Here is a 23725-nt window from a genome sequence, read left to right as displayed (position 1 = left end):
TTACGGAGACTATCAGTTCTATTGCATTAAAACAACGGGAATTCAAGGTTGAATTTGGTTAATTACTATGTTCTTTAACGAGAAAAACCCTGGTTTGCCTTGAGTGTTTGCTCAATCTTTATCGTAAAAAACTTAATGATTTATATTTTTTTAATTTTAAGCCCATATACTAAGACGTAATGGCAGTGAATGTATAATAGATAACAATCATGAAGATTCGTGAAGGGGTATGGCAGTCGAACTTAGATCAAGAAATTCTCCTGCAAAGAATTACTTATCGTATTCGTCAATCGATCGAACTGCACGATATTCTCACGACAACCGTAGCAGAAGTTCGCTCCTACTTAGGCACTGATCGGGTGATGGTCTACCGCTTTCACTCGGACAACACTGGTAAGGTAATTGCGGAATCAATTCAGGCGCAACGGCTACCTTCACTGCTAGGTCTAAACTTTCCGGCGGAAGATATTCCTCAGCATAAACGAGAATTGTTTCTTACGACTCGTCAACGTTCCATCGTGGATGTCGCAACACAACGGATTGGCTTTAGTGATTTAGACTGTCCCCAAACGGGGGCATTGTTATCAACACCAGAGATTCAGTATCGTCCGGCAGACCCCTGCCATATTGCTTATCTGACGGCAATGGGGGTGCAATCATCGTTAGTAGTGCCAATTCTGAGTCGCGACTTGCAAACGGTTGATGCGCCTTTACAACTCTGGGGGCTACTTGTCTCGCACCATTCGGAAGCCCGTCCGGTTTTAGCATCGGAGTTGGAGGTTGTGCAACAGGTGGTTGATCAAGTTTCGATCGCGATCGCGCAAGCCACATTACTCGAACAAACGCGAGCGCAGGCTCAACGGGAAGCCACTATTAATCGCATTACCAGCCTGTTACATGTTTTACCCGATTGCCAACTTCAGGCGGCGCTGGAAGCAACGGTAGCTGTGTTTCAAGGGGCAGGGGGCAGACTGTATATCACTGCTTCCGAGGGGCAATCCAGTCAGTTATATACCTGCGGTCAGCAACCGATCGCCCTGGAATTAACGGATGATTGGTTGGAGCATCAATCGAGTTGGCAACACTGTTTGTTAGCGGCTGATGCCCCAACTCGTTCAATTCCACCAGCGGTTGAACAGATGCCGTTTTATGTAATTTCCGATTTATATTTAGTAGATGATTTCTCGCCTTTATTTCCGGCGTTCCGTCCAACTCAAATTCGTAGTCTAATTATCGTCCCGCTACGCTATGCCCACCAAACCCTGGGATGTTTAACCATCTTTCGCAATCAGGTTGATGTGGAAACCCTGTGGGCAGGACGGGTCGATCGCAGTGAAACTGGATTACAACAGCCGCGACTCTCGTTTACGGCATGGCGGGAGGTGAAACATAAACAAGCAATTACCTGGAGTAGCGATGACGTTGACCTGGCACATGTGTTAGGGCATCACTTTGCGATGGCAATTCAGCAGTACCAACTGTATCAACAAGTGCAGTTATTGAATGTCAACCTGGAACAACAAGTGCAGACCCGAACTGCCGAACTGCAACAGTCCTGGAAGGTAGATCGAGTGCTGAAGCAGATCACCAACCAAATCCGACGAACATTGGATCTGCAAACGATTCTAAAAACGATCGCGCGGGAGGTGCTCAAGTTACTGGATACCGATCGCGTGGTGATCTATCAATTCACCCATTTTTGGCAAGGGGAAGTGGTGGTTGAATCGGTGTCGGGGGATTGGCTGTCGTTGCTGGGGAAGGTTTACCGGGATGAATGTTTTCCCCAAACCCATGCCCAACTCTATCAAAAAGGGCGCATTCGGGCAGTGAATGATGTGGCGCAGTCCGATTTAGCCCCCTGTCATATTCAGTTTTTACAAGACATGCAGGTGCAGGCTAATTTAGTTGTGCCTATCCGGATTGGACCTGATCTATGGGGGTTACTGGTGGGGCATGAATGTAAGGCTCCTCGGATTTGGCAAGGGTTAGAAATTGATCTGGTGCAACAACTAGCTGATCAAGCGGCGATCGCGATTCAACAGGCGGAGTTATACGCTCAAAGCCGGAAGGCCGCAGAAACGGCAACGGCTCAAGCCCAACAGTTAGAACAGACTTTACATGAACTGCAACAAACCCAGACTCAACTGATTCAAGCGGAAAAAATGTCGAGTTTGGGACAACTGGTGGCTGGCGTTGCCCATGAGATTAATAATCCGGTCAACTTTATTTCTGGCAATATTGCCTGTGCTGATGAGTACATTCATAATCTGCTGCATTTAGGACAGTTATGTCAAAGCCATACAACCCAATTGCCACTCGAATTGCAACAATTGATCGCTGACCTGGATTTAAATTTCATCATGGAAGATCTACCGAAGTTGTTATCCTCCATGAAATTAGGAGCCGATCGCATTCGACAAATTGTTCTATCACTCCGCAATTTTTCGCGGTTGGACGAAGCCGAAATGAAGCCGGTAGATATTCATGAGGGCATTGATAATGCCTTACTGATTCTGCAACATCGGTTAAAAGCTAAACCGGATTCGCCGGAAATTCAGGTAATTAAGCAGTATGGTCAATTACCCCTGGTAGAGTGCTATGCCGGACAGTTGAATCAGGTATTTCTGAATATTTTAAGTAATGCGATCGATGCGATCGAAGGCGATTGGGGTACGGTACCACAGCAACCTACGCCTAAGACGGGAACGATCACTATTGGCACAGCCGTCAAACAGACCGATCTAATCACGATTCAGATTGCGGATAGTGGTTCTGGTATGACTGAAGCGGTGCGTAAACGATTATTCGATCCCTTCTTTACCACTAAACCGGTTGGCAAGGGCACTGGCATCGGCCTATCGATTAGTTATCAAATTGTCACAGAAAAACATCGAGGAGCCTTGTGGTGTACGTCTGAACCCGGACAGGGTTCGGAGTTTTGGATTGAAATTCCGATCCGACAAACCTTGGCATCCGTTGTGCCAGTGCCTTTACCGTTACAGTCTGCCTGATTGGTAGTCGGTTTAAGTCAGGTCGGGGGGCTAGGAATGACGTTTCACAGTTAAGCGGTGTTCAATCCAGCCAATGCCGTAGTCAATGACCAGAGCGATCGCGGCGGCGGGAATGGCTCCAGCTAAAATGAGTTGATCATTGACAACTGAAATACCGCGAAAAATCAAAACTCCCAGTCCACCCGCACCAATGGCGGCGGCAATTGTGGCAATGCCGATCGCTAAAACCGCTGCAACTCGGACTCCTGCTAAAATCACACTCATGGCTAGCGGCAATTCAACCTGTGTGAGTAATTGCCAGTCGGTCATTCCCATACCACGTCCAGCTTCGCGGATAGATGGATCAATTCCTATAATCCCGGTGTAAGTATTCCGAATAATTGGCAGAAATGAATACAGTGTTAGGGCAATAATGGCTGGAATGGCTCCAATCCCGACCAGGGGAATCAGTAGCCCAAATAATGCCAAGCTCGGAATCGTTTGTAGTGTATTTGCGATCGCCAGTACCGGCTGACGGAATACTTTTTTGCGAGTAATCATCACTCCTAAGGGAATGCCAACAATAATGGCAATCGCCAGGGCAATCATGACTAAAATTAAATGTTCGATCGTGTGTTGCCAAATGTCCGCCGCATAGCGAATTAAAAAGAATTGATTCATGGGGTGAATGATGTAAATTGGTCGAGCGATCGCAGCGTAGCCAGGAAGGTTTGGGCTTCGGGATGGGAGGATTCTAGAAATTGCTCAGGTGTACCCAGAAACACAAGTTCTCCGGCTTGCATTAAGCCAATATGGGACGCTAAAACCAGGGCTTCCTGAAGGTCATGGGTGACAAAGACGACGGTTTTGCCTAATTCTTGCTGGAGTTGTTTAAACTCTTGCTGGAGTTCCAGTCGGGTAATCGGATCTAAGGCACCAAAGGGTTCATCCATTAGCAAAATCGGCGGATCGGCAGCCAGCGATCGGGCTACTCCCACCCGTTGCCGTTGCCCACCAGACAGTTGATAGGGATACCGATGGGCGAACTCGCTCGGCTCTAAGCCCACCAGATATAATAATTCATACACCCGATTTTTGATTTGCTTGGACTTCCAGCCTTGCAACCTGGGGACGACACCCACATTTTGTTCAATCGTCCAATGGGGGAATAAGCCCGTCTCTTGAATAACATAGCCAATCTGTCGCCGCAGTTGAATTGGATCCCAGGCAGTTGTCGCTTGCCCCTGAACTTGCACCGCTCCACTGGTTGGCATCAGCAAGCCATTAATCAGTTTCATGGTAGTCGTTTTTCCAGAACCACTCCGACCTAATAGGACTAAAGCAGTTCCCGTGGGAATCGTAAAATTTAATTGCGATAGGAGAGAACGCCCCCCCACGGCAAAACCAACCTGGCAAAACTCGATCGCATCAATGGGGTGATGGTGCGGCGGGACGATGCTGTCCTGTTCCATAATGGCTGTACTGATGGAGACTGCTTCAAACTTACCATCCCTGATCAAAAGTGGTGCTGTGATCGCGCTTACCAATCACTGATCTCAGTAGATCTTAAAAGGATCAGTTGCACAGTGGTTTGCTGCTCTGGAATACTGTGAAGGATCAGCTTGCCGCCATAAAGTTCTAATAATCGTTTGGCGATTGTTAATCCTAAGCCTGCCCCTTGCTGTTCATAAAACTTGCGATCGAACTGAATATAGGCTCCTAAATTGGCGACCTGTTCCGCCGTCATGCCCCGCCCCTGATTAGTAATCTGCACTTGATAGAAGTCTGGTTCAATCCGACTGGTAATTTGTACTGTATGACCCGATTTCGAGAATTTGAACGCATTATCAATTAATTCCTGGAGCACTTTACATAATTCTGACTCTGGAAAGGCAATCGCCACATTTTGTAAATCCATCTGTAAATCCGGCGATCGCTGGCGCTGCTGTGCGATTTGATGAGCGGTTTGGTGAATCAACAGAGCCGGATTTTGGGTGGCATTAACTAATGTTGTAGGTTGTGGTTCTGGGGCGTGAGTGGCGATTTCGAGACGAGCATAGAGTAAAAAATTTTGAATTAACCGATGTAAGCGTTCCGCCGAAATCTGGACGGCATCGGCAATTTCTAATACCGTTTCGCGATCGATGCCATCTGCCAGGACACGGAGGGTTTCGACGGCACTCAGAATTCCCGTCAATGGTGTGCGTAACTCATGCGGCAATGACAGGGCGATGCTACTGCGTAAATCATCCAGTTGCTTCTGAGTTTGCGATTGAAGAGCATGGTGCTTTTCCAACCGACTGGTAATTGCGGTTAATAATTCCTTGGCATCACAGGGTTTGACCAAATAGTCGTCTGCCCCCAAATTCATCCCTTGTCTAAAGTCAGTCTGCCGGTCTCTGCCAGTCAAAAAAATGAATGGAATGCTGATAGTTAGGGGATTTTGGCGTAACGCTGTTAGGACATCATAACCATTGAGTCCCGGCATTTCCACGTCACACAGGATGATGTCAGGTAATTGCTCTTGGGCGAGTTGAATTCCCGCATTACCATTCTCTGCTCCGATCGCGTGAAAGCCCTCAATCTCCAGCAAGTCCTGAATCATCTCACGAACGAGTAGATCATCCTCAACAACTAAAACGGTCTTCATCAAACACAATTTATTTTTAAAATTAGCTTAAAGCTGCCCAAAGGTTCTTCAGAAAAAATTCCGAACTCTCCTAAGCCTAATGTAGGGTGATCAGATTTCACTTAAGAGAGTCTTAAGAAATTTTGATAGTGTCAGAATTTAATTATGTCAATAGAAATTTACCTTCCCGATCTGTACTTGTGTGTACACAGTAGGAGCTGTAGGAAGAGGCGCTAGCTCTAATGCAAAATCCGCTACCAAAGGCATAGAACGCTCTGGCAACGGATAGAGATTAGTCAATGCTCTTAGATCTGCGGGTGACTCGTTCTGTCCCCTACTCTAAATTGGTTCCGACCAGACAGACTCCAACTAAATTTGCCCCCTCTAAACTGGCACTGGCTAACTCTGCACACAACAAGTTTGCTCCGGCTAAGTTAGCACCTGCCAGGTTGGCGGCTTGCAGATCCGCTTCCTCCAGGTTCGCCTCGGTTAGCAACGCTCCTTGTAAATCTGCTTGTGTCAGGTTAGCCCCCTGTAAATTTGCTCCGCTTAAATTCACCCCTCGTAAGTCGGCTCCCCGTAAATCCACCCCCTGCAAATTGACCCCCATCAGGTTGGCCCCGCTGAGAAACGCTCCGGCAAAGGTGGCTCTATGTAAGCGCGATCGCATCAGGTTGGCTCCGCGCAAATTCGCCGATCGCAAATCTGCCTCGGTCAAGTCTGCCTGCATTAAATTGGCTCCCACCAAACTGGCTCGCACATCTGCCCCAACCAACTTCGCGCCAATTAAGGTGGCTCCATCTAAGGTGGCTCCAGTGAGGCAGGCTCCACTCAAATCGGTTCCCATTAGCCTTGCTCCAGCCAGGTTAACATTTTGCAGATTTTGACCGGATAGATCCTCATCCTCTAAATCGGCACCAGGCAGTTGCTTCAGGGTTCCAGAACGCAAGGCATTGAGATTCATAGGTTGACAAGGGGAAGGATAGGGGATGAGGGAAATAGGGAGATCAGGTCGTTAGGGATTAGGGGTTGCCAAACAGGGTATCGCTACAGTGAGAATCAATCAGCCATAGCCCCGCCGAAATTTTGGGCAGATTAATTGAAAGATTTAATCCCTGTTGTAAGCCGCAAACGAGGAGGGATAGGGTTTCCATTAGCTTGGGATCCCAGCGATCGCCTTGGTGTTGCCGACAATCGGCTAAGGCTTTTGCCATCATTTCCGCCGGACTGAGCGGATCAGGGACTCCGACCGTCTGCTGTTGTGCCTGGGCATAGCGCATCTGGGCTAGTCGTTGTTGGAAATCTTCCACTAATCCCAAAATTCTGGACTCCAGTGGAATTTCATCTCCTGCCAGTCCGGCGGGTTGTCCTGACCCATCCCAATGTTCGGTTTGGTGGGTGATAATGGTTGCGATCGCTCGTAAACGCGGCATTGTGCGTAACACCTGGGCACCAGGGATGAGGGGGCAACTGGGGGCGGCTGGTTCGGCGGTATCGCTATAACGGGTGGTTCTGGCGGTTAGCATGGGTTCCGATTTCTGGAGCGGAGCTAACCGATGCAGCAATCCAGCAAGTTTCAAGCGATGGAGCTGCCAAACAGGTAAATCGAGCAGTTGCCCGATCGCTTCCGCTAAAACCGCCACTTCCGCCGCTGCCGTGGGATTGATGGCATCGGCTTGATCGGTTAACTGCGCCATGCGTAAGAAGGCCTGGACTTCATTGGATACTAAATTGTTGTCCAGAATATCCTGGTGCAGATTGGCTGAAATCTGGGCGGCGGCTGGATTGGTTAAACTGATCTGACTGGATTGCAGGTAATTGACGACCCGCGCTACGATCTCGCCCAAATCATCCGTTGTTTCGGCTGGCGTGGTGGTAATCTCCTGTACCTGGGTCGCTAGCTGTGCTGCCAGGGTGGGGTTGTATGGCTGGATATGATCGATCGTCAGTTTTACCGTTTCCTGTACCAAATTGCTCTCAAAGGTCCAGAAGCCATAGAACTTGCGCTCTAGATCCTCCGAGGGGATTCCTTGGACACCATAATCTGCCGGGGCAAGCTCCTGGCACAACACCATCGCTGCATAGGTGGGAGCCAGAATCATCAAGTGCCATTCCTGTGCCACCGGATCCTCAGGCGGTAGATGGACTAGCTCTACATTCGATCGCTGACTGGTGGGATGCTCGGCAAATCCGGCATCTGGGGTTGCCATGATCACGATCTGCCGCGATCGTTCGGCTAACTCAGCATAGCGATCGGCTTCCTGTAAGTACCATTTGCCCCGTTGAAAAGCGGTAATCACTAAGGGTTGGCTATGGCAGGACAGAATACAGTCTTCCAGCGCGTGACACAGTGCCACCAGGGTATTTTTGTAGTACACGCCAAAATTGAGGGCGCGTTTCCCCGGTTGCCCCGGTTGGTGTGCTACTTTCAACTGATGCAGAATCGAGCCTTCTAACATGGTCAGGACTGGGTAACAAGAACTGAGGGCGATGGGGTGGTGGCTGGGGCTGCGATCGGAGCTGTGAGTGCGGCTTCCAGATCTGCCCGACCTAAGCGAGCTTCCAAAATATTCATCACTTCGCGACCAAAATCGTTGGGATTCTGTCGCCAGGCTTGCAGACACACTTCCCCAAAAAATGAACCCAGAGGCTCCGGGTTCCACAGGAGTTTGCGGGCGGTCCAGGGCATTAGGCTCATGGGGTTATACCCTGGTTTAAGGATGCGGTTTTGGAAGGCGTAGGTTTCCAGATGGGTATGGGGTTGGAGTCCAATAAAGAAGATGGCGGGTTCAACATTGTCTGCCCCAAAGATATTCTCTAGTTCCCGGTGGTAGGCGATCGTCTGGCGGATGGTTTCCGGACGTTCGTCGATCACATTAAAGGAATAGTTGACCGATACCAGATCATTAAATCCCGCCGCTTTCAGGTCACGACAGTTTTCTAGCACCGTCCGCAGGTTATACCCCATCCGCATTTTGCGTACCAGTTCCTGGGAACCGCTCGTAATGCCGATCTCAAAATAGTTCATCCCCGTTTTGACCATCAGATCGCACAGTTCTGGGGTCAAATTATCGGCTCGGATATAGGCTGCCCAGTGAATATCCTGCATACCAGCATCTAAGACTTTTTGCAGCAGTTCCACCACATCATCAATATACTTCCGGGCAGGGATCAGTTGGGCATCGGTAAACCAGAAGTTGCGAATGCCGCGATCGTAAAGTTGGCGCATCTCTGCCACCACTTCATCGGCAGGATTGATCCGCACCTGTTTGCCTTCAATTACCGTATAGACGCAGTAGCAGCAATTATGAGGACACCCCCGTTTCGTCTGCACCCCAACATAAAAATCTTCTGCCTGAAAATAATATTCAAATTCTGACCAGATCGTTTCTATATAGTCATAGTTACAAGCGGTTTTCTCGATCGCCGCCGGAGCTTCATGAATTAAGCGATCACGGGGAGTAGTTTCCCCCACGACATAACAGCGCTCATCTTGGAAGTCTTGCCCCCGTAGCAGTTTTTCCAGGAGCATCTCTCCTTCCCCGACGGAGATGATTGTCCCTTTAGGCAAACTCTTGCCTAGCTGTTCATAAAATACACTGACTGCCCCACCACCGACGACGGCTTGTGCCTGAGCCTGATACCGTTTAGCCCGGTTTAAGCCGCGCCGAATTAAGCTCAGGTTTTGCCAGAGTTCGGCGTAGTAGGCTGTCATGACACGCAAGCCCCCTAAGGCTCCCCGCAGCTTAATCAACGGATTGCGGGCATAGTACACCTCGAAGGCATGTTGGAGTGGATTGCCTCCCCGCCCACCGACCGGGGCATAAATCTGAATATCCCGCCAGGAGAAAACCAGTAAGGTGGGCTGAAATTGATCAATACAGGCATCCAGCGCTGAAGCATAGTCCAGAGGCGGTACGGTGCCTAGATCAAAGATTTTCTGAGGAATCGTCGGAAAGACTTTATGGACATGAGCGGCCAGGTAAACCACCCCGATCGGAAAAATCGGGTTACACGGGAGACGAACGTAAAGAATCCGGTTGGTCATTATCAATAATCGTGTAAGTCAGAAATCTGAAAACTATTTTCATATAACTTTACGATACCACCGACTTCTTTTCCCTGCATGATCAATTGGTCACGATCATTACAGGGGTTTATTTGTCAACAGAGAAAGATGAACGCTAGTCGGGGTGGCAGCACGTTACCTCAGTACGATCGTTGTGTAAATGCCGAGTCATCCTTAAGGGGGATTTGAGGGCAGTAACTCATAGAATCGCTGAGATGGTAACCGGATTTACAACCGTAGGGGATCGCTCGGTGTTAGCTTGTATATAACCTTTAATGCCTCAGAATCTTTTTTAACTTTATTTAATCATGGCTCAAGTCCTTGATCCCCTACCGTCCGGTAGCCACGATCCCATTGTTTGCTGCTATGTCAATGCGACTAGTCGCATGCAAATCGCCCGCATTGCCAATATTGCCAACTGGTATTTTGAACGCGTCGTGTTTCCGGGTCAGCGCTTGATCTTTGAAGCTCCCCCTGAAGGCTTGCTAGAAATCCACTGTGGCATGATGGCAAGTGCAATTCTGTCCGATACGATCCCCTGCGATCGACTGCAAGTAGAAGATATTCTGCCAACGGCTCTAGATCTAGAGCATCAGCAACGCCTAGAGGAATTGAATGATGGCATGGGAGTGCCAAGTGAATCGATTACCGAGCCTGCGGCTGCCTCCTGATTGTCTTGACTGAAGTGGCGGATTGCCTGATTCTGCTGGGGGATACCTCAGGTCAAGGACAGCAGGTGGGTCTGGGATCGGTTGGTGGAGTGATTTTTGCCAAGCTGTACTAGTCCTACCCCCGATGATGGGATGATGGGAGAATAGTGACTCACAACACAGTAGGCATCAATATGGCTCGAATTCAATTTGCGAGAGGCGTGGATGAAGATGTAATTCCTGATGTGCGGCTGACGCGAGCGCGGGATGGTAGCAATGGTACAGCAACTTTCTATTTCCAAAATCCCAAGGCATTAACCAGTGCTCAGCCTGAAGGAATTACCGGGATGTATTTAATTGATGAAGAGGGCGAACTGAGTACCCGCGAAGTGAAAGCAAAATTTATCAATGGTCAACCCGAAGCGTTAGAAGCGGTCTACTTAATGAAGTCGGTAGAAGAATGGGATCGCTTTATGCGGTTTATGGAACGCTATGCTCAAGAGAATGATCTGGGCTTTACTAAATCTGACGGTTAGGTGCGACGCAGGTACTCTTTAGGGTGACTTGACTCCTGCAAGGGCGCAATTTTTGTGCCCTTTTTTGAATCAGTTCGTCGGAAACACTCGGCGATCGTTGTGTAGATTAGGTTAGAATTGTTAAGGCTTCTTTACCAGAATTCGTGACTTGTCTTTAGGAAAACTTGCTTAAGAAGCCAGTTACTCACACATCCTCTCTTACCTGGATCCCTTTTTATGACCCTGCCTATCCGCAATGTTGCCATCATTGCTCACGTTGATCACGGCAAGACCACCCTCGTTGATGCGCTCCTTAAGCAAGCTGGAACGTTTCGGGAAGGCGAAGACGTACCCGATTGTGTGATGGACTCGAACGCGCTAGAGCGGGAACGGGGAATCACAATTTTGTCGAAGAATACGGCGGTTCGCTACAAAGATACGCTGATCAATATTGTTGATACGCCGGGACACGCTGACTTCGGTGGCGAGGTAGAGCGGGTATTGGGAATGGTGGATGGCTGTCTACTGATTGTGGATGCCAACGAAGGTCCGATGCCCCAAACTCGGTTTGTGTTGAAGAAGGCTCTGGAAAAAGGGCTACGCCCGATCGTGCTGGTCAACAAAATCGATCGCCCCCAGGCAAATCCCCACGGGGCAATTGACAAAGTCTTAGATCTATTTCTGGAACTGGGCGCAGATGATGACCAGTGTGAGTTTCCTTACCTGTTTGCCTCTGGTTTAGCTGGCTTCGCGATCGATCAGCTCGAAGATGAACGGGTAGACATGCAGCCGTTGTTTGATGCCTTTCTGCGCCATGTGCCCCCGCCAGTTGGTGATCCAGAAAAGCCATTGCAATTGCAAGTCACGACCCTGGACTACTCGGATTACCTGGGGCGGATTGTGATTGGCAAGATCCACAATGGCGTGATCCGCATGGGGCAGCAAGCTGCGCTGATGACGGAAACCGGACAGATGGTGAAAGCCAAGATCACCAAGCTGATGGGCTTTGAAGGACTGAAGCGGATTGATATTGAATCTGCTTCGGCAGGCAATATTGTGGCGGTAGCTGGCTTTGCTGATGCCAATATTGGCGAAACCATTACGGATCCAAATGATCCCCAAGCTCTGCCCCTGATTAAAGTCGATGAACCCACGTTACAGATGACCTTCTCGGTGAATGACTCGCCGTTTGCCGGACAAGAAGGGTCGCTGGTGACTTCTCGCCAGGTGCGCGATCGCCTGTTCCGCGAATTGGAGACGAACGTGGCTCTACGGGTAGAAGAAACCGACTCTCCCGATAAGTATCTTGTCTCGGGTCGGGGAGAACTTCACCTCGGAATTTTGATCGAAACCATGCGGCGGGAAGGCTATGAATTCCAGGTATCCCAGCCTCAGGTGATCTATCGGGAAGTAAATGGGCAACCCTGCGAACCCTATGAAACCCTGGTGCTGGATGTGCCTGAGGAAGCGGTGGGTAGCTGTATCGAACGCTTGGGGCAACGCAAGGGTGAAATGCAGGATATGCAGGTAGGGACAAACGGACGCACTCAGTTAGAGTTTGTGATTCCGGCGCGGGGCTTGATCGGCTTCCGGGGTGAATTTATGCGGATGACCCGAGGCGAAGGCATCATGAACCATAGCTTTTTGGATTACCGTCCGCTATCGGGCGAAATTGAAGCCCGTCGGAATGGGGTGCTGATTGCCTTTGAGGAAGGGGTAGCCACCTTCTATGCCATGAAGAATGCGGAGGATCGGGGAGTATTTTTCATCATCCCTGGCACTCGGGTGTACAAGGGCATGATTGTGGGCGAACATAATCGTCCGCAGGATCTGGAACTGAATGTCTGTAAGACGAAGCAATTGACCAACCACCGGGCATCGGGTGGCGAGGAACTGGTACAATTGCAAGCCCCAGTCGAAATGAGCCTGGAGCGGGCGTTGGAATATATTGGTCCCGATGAATTGCTGGAAATTACCCCCCAGTCAATCCGCTTGCGGAAGTTGGCAAAGGTAAAAAAGTTGGCAGGTAAAAAGTAGGCTAGTTCATCAGAGTGGGGCAATCCGAGAGGACTGTCCCACATGGCTAATTGGCATTTGTAGACGGCTTCCGCCTACACGGGGCGATATTCCCGTCCTGTTCCCATGCCTTCAAAATCACGATTCGACGATCGCGAGGGATCAAAGCCTTCATTGCGGACTCGTCGCCGCAGATCACCCGCATCCGGTGAGGCTTTCACCGCTTCATCCGGGCTAATCTTACCCAGCAGCACCAGATCACATAGCACCTGGTTCATCACCTGCATCCCTTCGTTAGTTCCAGTTTCCATTAACTGGAATGCCTCAGCTTCATTGCCCTTGAGCAAATAATCCTGCATGGCGGGGGTATTAATCAGGATTTCGTGGGCGGCCGTCCGCCGACCATCCGTGGTCGGAATCAGTAATTGGGCAATCACCGAAACCAGAGACTCGGTAATCTGTACCCGCATGGCAGGCTGTTCGTCCGGGTTGTAGATATTGAGTAAGCGATTCAGAGCATTCAAAGCACTGCGTGTATGGAGAGTACCCAACACTAAGTGCCCGGTTTGAGCCGCTTTCAATGCGGTATCGACGGTAACTCGATCGCGCATTTCCCCAATCAGAATCACATCCGGGTCTTCCCGCAACACGGCGCGTAGGGCATGTTCAAATTCCAAGGTGTGTAAGCCGACTTCCCGTTGGCTGATCAGGCACTTTTGGGAGGGATGCACATATTCAATCGGATCTTCGATCGTTACAATATGTTTATTCAGGCTTTCGTTCAAATGCCGAATCATGGCGGCAATGGTGGTCGATTTCCCGGAACCCGTTGGGCCAGTCACCAAAATCAAGCCCTGAGGGTAGGACACCAGGTATTTCAGGACATCGGGTAAGCCCAAACCATCGATCGAAGGAACTTCCAGAGAAATCAATCGCAGTACGATCGCGCCCCCCGTTAACGACTCAAACACGTTGACCCGACAGCGGACTAAGTCAGGATAGTAGATGGCGGTGTCTAGCTCCTTAGTCCGGGCAAAGTCTTGTCGTTGGTGGGGAGTCAAGATTTCGTTGAGATATTGTTCAAAAATCTGTGGTGTGACTTTAACCTGATCACGCGGTTGCATCATCTGCCCCTGGATGCGAAAGCGGGGTAACTCTCCCACCCGAATGTGAATATCCGACGCTTGTCGCGCATGAGCATCCCGAACCATTTGCTCGATCGTACTGCGGGATTGGGCGACGATCGGGGTGGGTGCAGGAGGAGGAGGGGGAACCGAGGACGGGTTATCGTGGGGTCGGGGGGACATCGAACTGCTCATTGCTATCTTCCTGGTAGTTCATCGAATCGGGCAACTATGTCAACCAGGGTAACTGAGTCCACTTAACCTGGTTAAACTAGCCTGAGGAAGCCAAACCTGCTTCCAATGAAACCGACCGCTAAATTACGGATCATTGCCTTTAACGATATCTAATTATTGTATCGAGTAACTTTCTAGCAGTCTCTATCTTTAGATTGTTGTCATTAAATCAAGCTAAAGAATTGGGGGTAAGCCATGATTGATCCAGGCAGCAGGGAACCGACGATCGATTTTGGCTGATCGGATAAACAGGTTTCGTGGGGTTAATAGTGAGTTGATCAGGGATATGGGGCAATGAAGATCACAAGACGAATGGCTGATTGGCTAGAAAGCCATTGGGTTGCGCCTGCCTATAGTGGCTGGTTGTTAGGAGGAGTGTCGATCTTCTTCTTTATGGCAGCTACAAATACAATGGCGGGTTGGCTCTATGTCCTTAGTGGGATTGGACTGGCTCTGCTGGCGATCGCGGCAATTTTGCCAGAACGGATGGTGCGCCATTTACAGATTCAGCGGTGCCCGATTCATCCCGTTAGTGCTGGGGATGTGTTGACGATCGAAGTGTTGATTGAGAATCGCAGTCAGCACAGCAAAACCTTACTTCAGGTCAGGGACTTATTGCCGCATGTGCTAGGGCAACCCGTCGTTACCTCGATCGAACAAATTGCCCCACACGACAGTTATCGCTGGATCTATACCCAGCCGACCTCCCGTCGGGGCATTTATCGCTGGCAATCTCTCCAGGTCAGGACAGCAGCTCCCTGGGGATTATTTTGGTGCCGCCGATCGCATACCGTGAAGGCGATCGCGATCGTCTATCCCACGGTATTACCCTTAACCCAATGCCCTCTGATTGATGAAATGGGACGGGATACCAGCTTGCAGTTAAACAGCGATCGGCGATCCCAGGCGGCGACCGAAGGCTTGACCCGTTCCTTGCGTCCCTATCGTTGGGGAGATGCCACCCGGTTTGTCCATTGGCGTACCAGTGCCCGTTATGGTGAATTGCGAGTCCGGGAATTAGAAGTGTTTACGGGGGGACAGGAACTGATCATTTGTTTAGATAGTGCTGCCTCCTGGCGATCGTCCACTACCTTGGCGGAGCCACCCGAGGACTTTGAACAAGCGGTAATTGCGGCGGCTTCCCTCTATTTCTATGCCTGTCATTGCAGTATGAGTGTCCGATTGTGGACGGCGGGAACCGGCTTGCTTCAGGGGAATCAGGGTGTGTTAGAAGCACTGGCGGCGACCTATCCTGGGGAATCAATTCGGGCAGAGAGTTTGCCAACCGTTCCTTTAGTCTGGTTAACACAAAATCCGGCAAGTTTGAATACTCTACCGCCCGGTAGCCGCTGGATCTTATGGACGGGGGATCAACCGCCAGAGCAATGGCAGAGCGAAACGAAATCTGCTTTGCTGACCCGCTCGAGTGTTGGCATTGTGATCAAACCAGAGTCCCCGTTACAACTGCAATTACAGGCTGCCTTGGGAGCGAGAGGTTAAACCCGATGGAGACGATTCCCGAAGCATTTTGGTTAGGTGTCGAGCAATTTAACCAGCAACAGTTTTACGCCTGTCATGACACGCTAGAGGCGTTATGGATGGAGGCGATCGAGGCGGATAAAAAATTCTATCAAGGGATTCTGCAAATTGCGGTGGCACTGCATCATCTGGAAAATCACAATTGGCGCGGTGCCGTGATTTTGTTGGGGGAGGGCATGAGTCGGTTACAGGGCTATCGACCGGACTATGCCGAAATCGACCTCGATCGCTTGCTCGAACAAACCAGGCAATTACTGCAAGGCTTGCAGCAAACCGGAGCCGAACATGTCGCGATCGTTGCCCAATCCCTCAGTCACCCGGATGCGCTCGCCTCGACCACGATCACTCAAGAATTTCCCGAACTTTCCGGACTACGCCTGCCCCGATTAGAAAGAGTGGGGCACTAGGAGGTGATGTGTCACTTAAGAAACTTTTCTAAGCCTACCCGCGTCCAGCTACTTTAGTCATCTAAGATTGATTTGCTTGTCTCTCGGTAGGATATAGGTAAACTTAAGGGGTTAGCGCCCAGTTTCAATCTCATCGCTGAACTATATTATTTTGGTCGCTCCATGATGTGTGTTTTTCGGCTCTCTCACTCTTCCTGGCATCGCCTGCGACTTGGGGCGATCGCGGCTACGGTTCTATCTACAACCCTGCTGGCAGATGGTTCCTTGATTCCGATCGGTAACCTGATGGCGGAAGCGCAAGTACCTGCCCCTGTGCCCAATCAGCCGATGACTCTCCGCTCGGATATTCAAGAAGCCAATGCTAAAACTGGCGTGGTGACGGCTCGCGGCAATGTGCAAATTAACTATCCTTCTCGCCAAATTCAAGCTACGGCGGCTCAGGCTCAATACTTTAGTAAAGAACGCCGGATTGTCTTAAGTGGCAATGTGTATGTATTGCAACAAGGGAATAGCCTGCGGGGTGAAACCGTAACTTATCTGATTGACGAAGGACGATTTGTGGCATTGCCTCAGCCGCCCAGACAGGTTGAGTCTATCTACTTGGTGCAGGATACTCCGGCTCCCACCTTACCCCCCGCTAACCCTGCCGTGACTCCGAATCCCACGGCTCCCTTTGGCACTCAGTCGGAATTTTCCACCCCAATTACTGCACCGGCGACCTTGCCCGGGGCGGCACCGGGTACAGTATCACCTGGGTCATTGCCCATTACGCCCGATCGCTTAGCGCCCGTCTTGCCAAGTGCCCCAACTCAAACTGCCCCAAGCCGTCCGAATCAACTTTGAGGACGATCGCTCGCGGAGGAGGGGATGGAGTAGCACTCGGTAAGGGGATGCCACGAGCAGACGCATTCGCTTACAATCATCATTGCCGAGTGGCTTGGTAGAACGAGGTCGCCAGGAGTGGGCTGTTGAAGATTGTACTGGAGAATGTTCATAAAACCTACGGGCGGCGAGCCGTTGTCAGCCGTGTCAGTCTATCCGTGGCACAAGGGGAAGTGGTGGGTTTGCTGGGCCCGAATGGAGCCGGTAAGACCACGACCTTTTATATGGCGACGGGGCTGGAAAAGCCGGATCAGGGGCGAGTGTGGCTGAATGATACGGAGATTACCACGTTCCCCATCCATCGCCGCGCCCGGTTAGGCATTGGTTACTTAGCCCAGGAAGCCAGTATTTTTCGGAATTTGACGGTGCGGGAGAATATTCTGCTGGTGATGGAGCAAACCAATGTGCCCCGGCAGGAGTGGAATCGGCGGTTGGAATATTTGCTGCACGAATTTCACTTAGAAAAAGTGGCAAATACGCTGGGGATTCGGGTTTCGGGAGGAGAACGGCGACGGACGGAATTAGCCCGATCGCTGGCGGCAGGTCGTGTGGGACCCAAATTTTTATTATTAGATGAACCGTTCGCGGGAGTTGACCCGATCGCGATTGCCGAAATTCAGCAAATTGTGTCGCGGTTGCGCGATCGGCAATTAGGAATTTTGATTACTGACCATAATGTGCGGGAGACTCTGGCGATTACCGATCGCTCCTACATTATGCGAGACGGACAAATTTTAGCGGCTGGTAGTTCGGATGAATTGTATACAAATCCTTTAGTTAGACAATATTATCTCGGCGATCACTTTCAGCCGTAGTGGTGATTTGGACGGGGCAACCGTTCGCTTAATTTTTTTGCTGTTTCGTTTTTACCTCATACGCTTATGGCATCTGGTGTTTCCACCACAAATCGACCACCGTTCAACCCATTGGCTTGGCTGTCCTTCGGCATGACGGTAATGGATCGCTATATTATTAGCGAACTATTGATGCCATTCCTGTTTGGTGTCGTGGCATTGTCCTCCGGTGGGGTAGCGATCGGGGTGTTATTTGACCTGATGCGGAAGATGGCAGATGCCGGATTACCTGCAACCACGGCAATTCAGGTGTTATTACTCAAGCTGCCCTACTACATCACCTATTCGTTTCCGATGTCGATGTTGCTTGCCAGCCTGATTGTCTACGGGCGGTTTTCCAGCGACAGCGAACTGATCGCGATGCGGAGTTGCGGGGTGAGTGTGTATCGTCTGGTCATGCCTGCGATCGCCATGAGTTTAGTGGTGACTGGGCTAACCTTGGCATTTAATGAAGCGATCGTGCCGATGTGTAACCAGCAGGCTGACCTGGTGCTGCGGCAGGCGCTGAACAAACGGGAGCCGAATTACCGGGAAAGTGACATTCTGTATCAGGAATATCACAACGAGAAGAAAGAGGATGGGCAAAAGGTCAAACGGATTGGGCGGCTGTACTATGCCAAGGAATACGATGGGGTTCGGCTGAAAGATGTAACGATTTTGGATTTTACTCAGACAGGACTGAACCAAATTCTCACGTCAGAATCGGCGGTATTAGATGCGGATGACAAAACCTGGAATTTCTTTAATGGGACTAATTATGGGGTATCGCCCGATGGTTCCTATCGCAATATTTTCCGGTTTGAGCGCTATCAACTGCAACTGCCGCGCACTCCGTTTGATTTAGCCAATAACTCCCGCGATCCAGGCGAGATGAATATGGCACAGATGCGGGAGTATTTGAATCTGATTCGGCAATCGGGCAGCCGCAAAGAAGTACGAAAGATGGAACTGCGGCTGGAACAGAAAGTCGCGCTTCCCCTGGTTTGTTTAGCGTTTGGGGTGATTGGTTCCACCCTGGGAGTGCGAGGGCAGCGGACTGCTCGGGCAACCAGTTTCGGGATTAGCTTGATTTTGATTGTTGGCTACCACATCCTGTTTAGCCTATGTGAAGTGTTGTATTTCCAGGGCATTCTCACTGCCTTTTTAGGTGCCTGGTTGCCGACACTGTTGGCGTTAGGGGCAGGAATTCTGATCCTGATCCAACGCAATCGTTAGCTGGCGAAGATTGAGCAACAAACCGAATTGAGCATCAATAGGGGCGGACCGCCCCTATTTTTTCGAGGCAGTCAGATGCTGAGTTTAGGCGTTCAACTTGGCAATCACATGAGCGACATTAGCGCCTAATTTTTCGATCGCCGCTTGCTGGTCAGCGTCCTTCAAACTGCCATCGGGATTAAACACATCCTGGGCTTTGCCAACGGCAATTTGATCCGGTAACACAATCACTTTGATATTGCCCAAAATCGATCGTAGATGGACTAATCCCCGTAAGCCGCCTAAGGCTCCAGGGGACGTACTCATAATTGCCGCTACTTTATTGGCGAAACAGGCTAAGGGCGGTTCGTTGGCTGCCGGACGGGATGCCCAATCGATCGCGTTCTTCAGCACAGCCGTCAGCGAACTATTATATTCGGGAGAGGCAATTAATAAACCATCGTGGGCTAATAGCAACTCCTTGAATTGTCGGGCGGGGGCAGGTGTACCCTGGTTGGCTTCTAAGTCTTCGTCAAATAGGGGCATTGGGAAGTCACGCAAATCAATAAATGTCACCTCTGCACCAGCATTCTTCGCGCCATCCGCCGCAATTTTGACTAATTTTTTGTTGTAAGAGGCTGTGCGAGTGCTGCCTGCAAATGCCAGAATTTTGGGCGTATAGCTCATAAAAATTCCCCGTCAATGTTACTCCCCTTAGGGTAGTCGATCCCTATGGCAGGATTAAAGTTGATCGAAAAGGGACAGCATTTTCCTGGCATTCTAAACATACAGAGTAGCGGGGAACACTATGGAAAAATTTCGTCGTTAGTCCAGCTTCGATGCCCGATTGCTCATCGCCCACCCAAACCAGATAACCACCCATGACCGGATTTGAACGGATTTTGATTCAAGCTGCCAGCATGGCTCTTGCCACGATCGTCACGAAGGTATTGTGTGATGGCAGTGGTCGCATGTTTAGTTGGATGGGAAAAACCCTGGATGAACGTACCGAAAAGCTGATTAAAGAAGCGGCTGAACAATATGTGCAGAATTTTACAGGGCGACATGGGATCTTGAAAGTATTGGGGATGCGAGAGCCGGTTGCTCTAGAGTCGATTTATACGACAGTGCAATTTTTGGATCGATCGGGAATTAGTTGGTTTGACTCGATCGAACGGTTAGAACAAGCCTATCGCCAAACTGGCAAACGCGGATTTCAACCGAAAAATGCCACTCGGCGGGATGGCTTACGGGTGGCGAATGAGAAGCAATTTTTGATGGTGTTAGGGGGGCCGGGAGCCGGGAAATCGACGTTTATTCGCAAGATTGGGCTAGAAGCCTTGAAAGGAGCGGATGGCGGTTACGACCATGAGTGTATTCCTGTCTTAATTGAATTAAAAAATTTTACGAAGGAAATCAACATTGAAGCGGCGATCGCCCAGGAATTTCGCATTTGCAACCTGCCCCATCCGGAGGATACAACCGCGAAGTTATTGGAACAGGGTAAGTTACTGATTCTGTTAGATGGCTTAGATGAAGTGCCGATGAAAAATACGGATGAAGCCATTCATCAGATTCAGAATTTTGTTGATCAATACGATCAAAATCGCTTTATTGCCTCCTGTCGGGTGGCAGCTTATCGGCATAATTTTCGTCGGTTTACCGATGTAGCCATGGCAGATTTTGATCAGCCACAAATTCAGCAATTCATTCGGAATTGGTTTAGTTCAGACGCTGATTTAGCTGTGGGGACAGCCCAGCGGTGTTGGTCGTTGCTCCAGAAACCGGAGAATTTAGCGGCAAAGGAGTTAGCCCATACTCCGTTGTTACTTACCTTGCTGTGTTTGGTCTATGACCGATCGCAAAACTTTCCTACCAATCGCAGTAGTTTGTACCGTAAAGCCTTGCGGGTGTTACTGGAAGAATGGGCCGCCGAAAAACGGATCATGCGAGAGCAAATCTATGACGGCATGAATACCGAGTTAGAAGAAATTCTCTTATCCGAAATTGCCTATGTGGGCTTTGAAGCCGATCGCTTGTTTTTTTCACAGCGAGAGATTGTCGATCAAATTCGGGATTTTCTCACCAATAATCTGAATGCGCCCAAACATTTAAACGGGGAAGCAGTGTTAAATGCGATCGCGATTCAGCAGGGGATTCTGGTGGAACGAGCCGAGGATGTTTACTCATTCTCTCATCTCACATTGCAGGAATATTTAACCGCTTACTATATTGATGACCATTATTTAATTGAGGATCTGGTCAAACAGCATTTAACCAATGAACGCTGGCAGGAGGTGTTTTTGTTAGTGGCGGGCTTGATGCGAGGGGGAACCGATCGCCTACTGCTGGCAATGGAAGCCCAGACTCGCACCTACATCAATACGCCCAAGCTAGAGGCGTTGCTGGAATGGGCGCATGAGATCACCTGCAATTCTCCCGGTGCGTTACATCCCTGTGCTAAACGCACGACGGCGCTATTTCTGGCACTGATCCGCGATCGGGCGTTGCATCTTGCCCATGCCCTCAATCCCGGTCTGGCACGAACTCTGGATCTGGCGCGTACCCTCACCCATGCCCGTGTGCCGGAGTTCACCCATACACTGACGCACACTCCTGCCCGAGCGGCGGCTCCCCCCCGAGCGTTTGCCCGCGCCATGACCCAAACGTTTGTAGAGCAATTAGAGAAACTTCAGGTGTTTAATGATGTCAACTTTAATGTGTTGATTGCGCGGCTGGAAGCGCTGAAAGCCAAAGCCCCGGATATTCGCCAACCGGATCATGCCCATCAGGATTTTCATGCTCGGATCGTGCATACCTGGTTTACGGCACTGCGGCTGAATCCGAGTTGGATCAGTTTATCGGACACGGAATTACAGCATTTAGAACATTATCTCTATGCCAATTGGTTAATGGTGCGGTGTAAACAGGCGGCAGTCCGAGTTTCACCCCAAACGTGGGGCGCGATCGAAGACCGGATGTTACGGGTGTATGAGCCTGCTGACTAAGCTCGACTCCAACTCATGGGCATACACCGACTGGCGCTGGGATCGTCATCGGACAGGGGGCGAGTTTCCTCATCCAGGGCTTTGACCAGGCGGCTGTAGATGTCTTCCGCTTGCTGGGGGGAATTGCCAATACTGGTTAACCCCAATTTGCCAAATTCCGAGAGGCAACCCATAAGGTGAAAGACGGTTCCGGTTTCGGTGCTGGTATCAAAGTGCAGTTGGTTTTGGGCAATGATATCCATCAAGTCATTCGGCAGCAGTCCCCGGTAGCGCTCTTTCTGCAAGTTATCGGTAGCAATGTAGTATTTTGCCCGCCCCTGTTGGCTGTAGAACAAGCCACTAGAGAGGTCATACCGTCCATTGGTCAGGAAGCGCAGGGTCATAAACGGATGCGTTGTCCCCCCTTTCCGCAGGTTAATTTCGATCGCCTGAATATCCCACTCCCGACTCCCCACGCCATCCGGTTGATGCACAGCAATAAAGTCCACACTGTAGCGCTCGATCGCCCCCTTGTCGGCTAGATTTTTGCCAATCCGTAAGCCTAATTCCTGTAACCGCAACCGATAGGACTCGTCTGCCGGAAACTGACAACCCAAATAAACCTGACCACTGGGACCTCCCAGGATCTGATCGTGGGTAGACAGAATTTCCACTTCCCCCGTTGGCAAAATGCGAGCCTGTACACTCGGCGATCGTTTGACGGCTCCTTCAATAAAGGCTTCCACGATCGCGCCTAGTTCGGGAATGCGACTGCCAAAGTTTGACCAGGTTTCTCCCTTTGCCTCAAACTTGAGGTGGACAAAATTTTCTTGTAGGGCAGCGACGCGTTCCGGGTGAGTGGCTGAACCGGGAGCATATTCCTGTAACGGTCGCAAATCTAACAGGGCATTGCCTTCGCCCGAAAAGCCTTCGTTCAGCTTGACGACCATGCGTTTTAAGTAGGGCTGACGCTCCCAGAGTTCGGCGGCAGCAGTGGCTAAGTCGGCGGCGTTCCAAACTAGTTCACTGCCATCGGGATGGGGAATACTGGCTTCTGCAAAAATCTGCCGACTGCCGCTTTTAGTGCCCCATTGGAGTAAATCTGGATCAAGCGCAAACAGGGGAATGCCTAGTTCGATCGCTAACTGGCGCTCCGCCGGAGTGGAGTTGTAGCAACTGAGATAGGAACGATCGTGCCGAACGGCTTGCCGAATCCGTTCAATTAACCGGGGACGCTCCAGAATTTTTTGGCTCAGAGGCTTTAAAGAAGAATCGTAGGTCGATAGCAATAACAGCCGATCGCGGGCATGGGAAAACGGAATCCCAGGCAACAATTGCAGGTAGTAGTCCACCACACTGGGATGTAACGGCTGGGAGGTAATGTAAACCAGCCGAGTGCGCGGATTCCGCAACCGAATCAACGAAAACAGTAGTCGTTCTTCGTAATGATGAAACCCTTCAATTTTCAGGAGTTCCCGTTGATCCAAACTTAAAGACGGCACGACCACAATATCCGCATCGCTGCTGGTGTCGTACCGTTCTACCGATTGCCAGCGATCGCGTAACTGATCCTTAAGCTGCTGAAACTGTTCGCCCACCTCTGGAGAAGGTTCTAATTCTGCCTGCATCATATCT

General features: G+C 50.2%; 19 protein-coding genes. 10 read left to right on the top strand and 9 right to left on the bottom strand.

Annotated features, from left to right (window positions below):
* The first annotated feature begins 209 nt into the window (after positions 1 to 209).
* The gene (locus ACN4EK_RS13875; protein ID WP_431658529.1) at positions 210 to 3011 is read left to right on the top strand and encodes a GAF domain-containing sensor histidine kinase; all 2802 of its coding nucleotides are present in this window, start codon (positions 210 to 212) and stop codon (positions 3009 to 3011) included.
* Between the two features lie 30 nt (positions 3012 to 3041).
* Here the strand turns inward: ACN4EK_RS13875 and ACN4EK_RS13870 are convergent, their stop codons facing one another.
* The 6 genes from ACN4EK_RS13870 to ACN4EK_RS13845 all read right to left on the bottom strand — a co-directional run bounded on the left by ACN4EK_RS13870 (position 3042) and on the right by ACN4EK_RS13845 (position 9667).
* Positions 3042 to 3671: an ABC transporter permease gene (locus ACN4EK_RS13870; RefSeq protein WP_431658528.1), complete on the bottom strand. Its 630-nt coding sequence runs from the start codon at positions 3669 to 3671 to the stop codon at positions 3042 to 3044.
* Positions 3668 to 4462, bottom strand: a complete 795-nt coding sequence (locus ACN4EK_RS13865; protein ID WP_431658527.1) for an ATP-binding cassette domain-containing protein — start codon at positions 4460 to 4462, stop codon at positions 3668 to 3670. The genes ACN4EK_RS13870 and ACN4EK_RS13865 overlap by 4 nt, the downstream gene beginning before the upstream one ends.
* A gap of 68 nt (positions 4463 to 4530) precedes the next feature.
* Positions 4531 to 5640: a hybrid sensor histidine kinase/response regulator gene (locus tag ACN4EK_RS13860; RefSeq protein WP_431658526.1), complete on the bottom strand. Its 1110-nt coding sequence runs from the start codon at positions 5638 to 5640 to the stop codon at positions 4531 to 4533.
* Between the two features lie 313 nt (positions 5641 to 5953).
* The gene (locus ACN4EK_RS13855; protein ID WP_431658524.1) at positions 5954 to 6583 is read right to left on the bottom strand and encodes a pentapeptide repeat-containing protein; all 630 of its coding nucleotides are present in this window, start codon (positions 6581 to 6583) and stop codon (positions 5954 to 5956) included.
* Positions 6584 to 6641: 58 nt separating this feature from the next.
* Positions 6642 to 8078 carry a DICT sensory domain-containing protein gene (locus tag ACN4EK_RS13850; protein ID WP_431658523.1) on the bottom strand — a complete coding sequence of 479 codons (1437 nt, stop codon included), beginning with the start codon at positions 8076 to 8078 and terminating at the stop codon, positions 6642 to 6644.
* Positions 8079 to 8080: 2 nt separating this feature from the next.
* Positions 8081 to 9667 carry a photosystem II high light acclimation radical SAM protein gene (locus ACN4EK_RS13845; RefSeq protein ID WP_431658522.1) on the bottom strand — a complete coding sequence of 529 codons (1587 nt, stop codon included), beginning with the start codon at positions 9665 to 9667 and terminating at the stop codon, positions 8081 to 8083.
* Positions 9668 to 9996: 329 nt separating this feature from the next.
* Between ACN4EK_RS13845 and ACN4EK_RS13840 the strand changes: the two genes are divergently transcribed.
* From ACN4EK_RS13840 to typA, 3 genes are all read left to right on the top strand, one after another.
* Complete coding sequence (locus tag ACN4EK_RS13840; RefSeq protein WP_431658521.1) at positions 9997 to 10359, top strand: DUF1830 domain-containing protein; 363 nt, start codon at positions 9997 to 9999, stop codon at positions 10357 to 10359.
* Between the two features lie 173 nt (positions 10360 to 10532).
* Entirely contained in the window at positions 10533 to 10874 is a 342-nt protein-coding gene (gene psb28 / locus ACN4EK_RS13835; RefSeq protein ID WP_431658520.1) for a photosystem II reaction center protein Psb28, read from the top strand.
* Positions 10875 to 11090: 216 nt separating this feature from the next.
* On the top strand, positions 11091 to 12890 hold the full coding sequence (gene typA / locus ACN4EK_RS13830) for a translational GTPase TypA (RefSeq protein WP_431658519.1): 1800 nt from the start codon (positions 11091 to 11093) through the stop codon (positions 12888 to 12890).
* A gap of 74 nt (positions 12891 to 12964) precedes the next feature.
* Here typA and ACN4EK_RS13825 read toward each other — a convergent pair whose 3' ends face one another.
* Positions 12965 to 14188, bottom strand: a complete 1224-nt coding sequence (locus tag ACN4EK_RS13825; protein ID WP_431658517.1) for a type IV pilus twitching motility protein PilT — start codon at positions 14186 to 14188, stop codon at positions 12965 to 12967.
* 351 nt (positions 14189 to 14539) lie between these two features.
* On the opposite strand from ACN4EK_RS13825, the gene ACN4EK_RS13820 reads away from it, so the two are divergent.
* The 5 genes from ACN4EK_RS13820 (at position 14540) to ACN4EK_RS13800 (ending at position 19124) form a co-directional block, all read left to right on the top strand.
* Entirely contained in the window at positions 14540 to 15727 is a 1188-nt protein-coding gene (locus ACN4EK_RS13820) for a DUF58 domain-containing protein (RefSeq protein WP_431658515.1), read from the top strand.
* Between the two features lie 5 nt (positions 15728 to 15732).
* The gene (locus tag ACN4EK_RS13815; protein ID WP_431658514.1) at positions 15733 to 16173 is read left to right on the top strand and encodes a DUF309 domain-containing protein; all 441 of its coding nucleotides are present in this window, start codon (positions 15733 to 15735) and stop codon (positions 16171 to 16173) included.
* 162 nt (positions 16174 to 16335) lie between these two features.
* A complete protein-coding gene (locus tag ACN4EK_RS13810) occupies positions 16336 to 17016 on the top strand; it encodes an LptA/OstA family protein (protein ID WP_431658513.1) in 681 nt (226 codons plus the stop codon).
* Positions 17017 to 17141: 125 nt separating this feature from the next.
* Positions 17142 to 17870: an LPS export ABC transporter ATP-binding protein gene (gene lptB / locus ACN4EK_RS13805; protein ID WP_431658512.1), complete on the top strand. Its 729-nt coding sequence runs from the start codon at positions 17142 to 17144 to the stop codon at positions 17868 to 17870.
* 66 nt (positions 17871 to 17936) lie between these two features.
* Positions 17937 to 19124 carry an LptF/LptG family permease gene (locus ACN4EK_RS13800; protein WP_431658511.1) on the top strand — a complete coding sequence of 396 codons (1188 nt, stop codon included), beginning with the start codon at positions 17937 to 17939 and terminating at the stop codon, positions 19122 to 19124.
* A gap of 84 nt (positions 19125 to 19208) precedes the next feature.
* Here the strand turns inward: ACN4EK_RS13800 and ACN4EK_RS13795 are convergent, their stop codons facing one another.
* Complete coding sequence (locus ACN4EK_RS13795) at positions 19209 to 19790, bottom strand: NADPH-dependent FMN reductase (RefSeq protein ID WP_431658510.1); 582 nt, start codon at positions 19788 to 19790, stop codon at positions 19209 to 19211.
* 194 nt (positions 19791 to 19984) lie between these two features.
* Here ACN4EK_RS13795 and ACN4EK_RS13790 point away from each other — a divergent pair, with 194 nt between their 5' ends.
* A complete protein-coding gene (locus ACN4EK_RS13790; protein ID WP_431658509.1) occupies positions 19985 to 22111 on the top strand; it encodes an NACHT domain-containing protein in 2127 nt (708 codons plus the stop codon).
* Here the strand turns inward: ACN4EK_RS13790 and ACN4EK_RS13785 are convergent.
* A complete protein-coding gene (locus ACN4EK_RS13785) occupies positions 22108 to 23721 on the bottom strand; it encodes a peptide ligase PGM1-related protein (protein ID WP_431658508.1) in 1614 nt (537 codons plus the stop codon). The genes ACN4EK_RS13790 and ACN4EK_RS13785 overlap by 4 nt on opposite strands.
* Positions 23722 to 23725 lie beyond the last annotated feature (4 nt).

The organism is Pantanalinema rosaneae CENA516 (assembly GCF_050753385.1).
Lineage (GTDB): Bacteria > Cyanobacteriota > Cyanobacteriia > Leptolyngbyales > Leptolyngbyaceae > Pantanalinema > Pantanalinema rosaneae.
The sequence above is the reverse complement of the archived record's forward strand: the minus strand, read 5'-3'. Positions and strand labels throughout refer to the sequence as shown.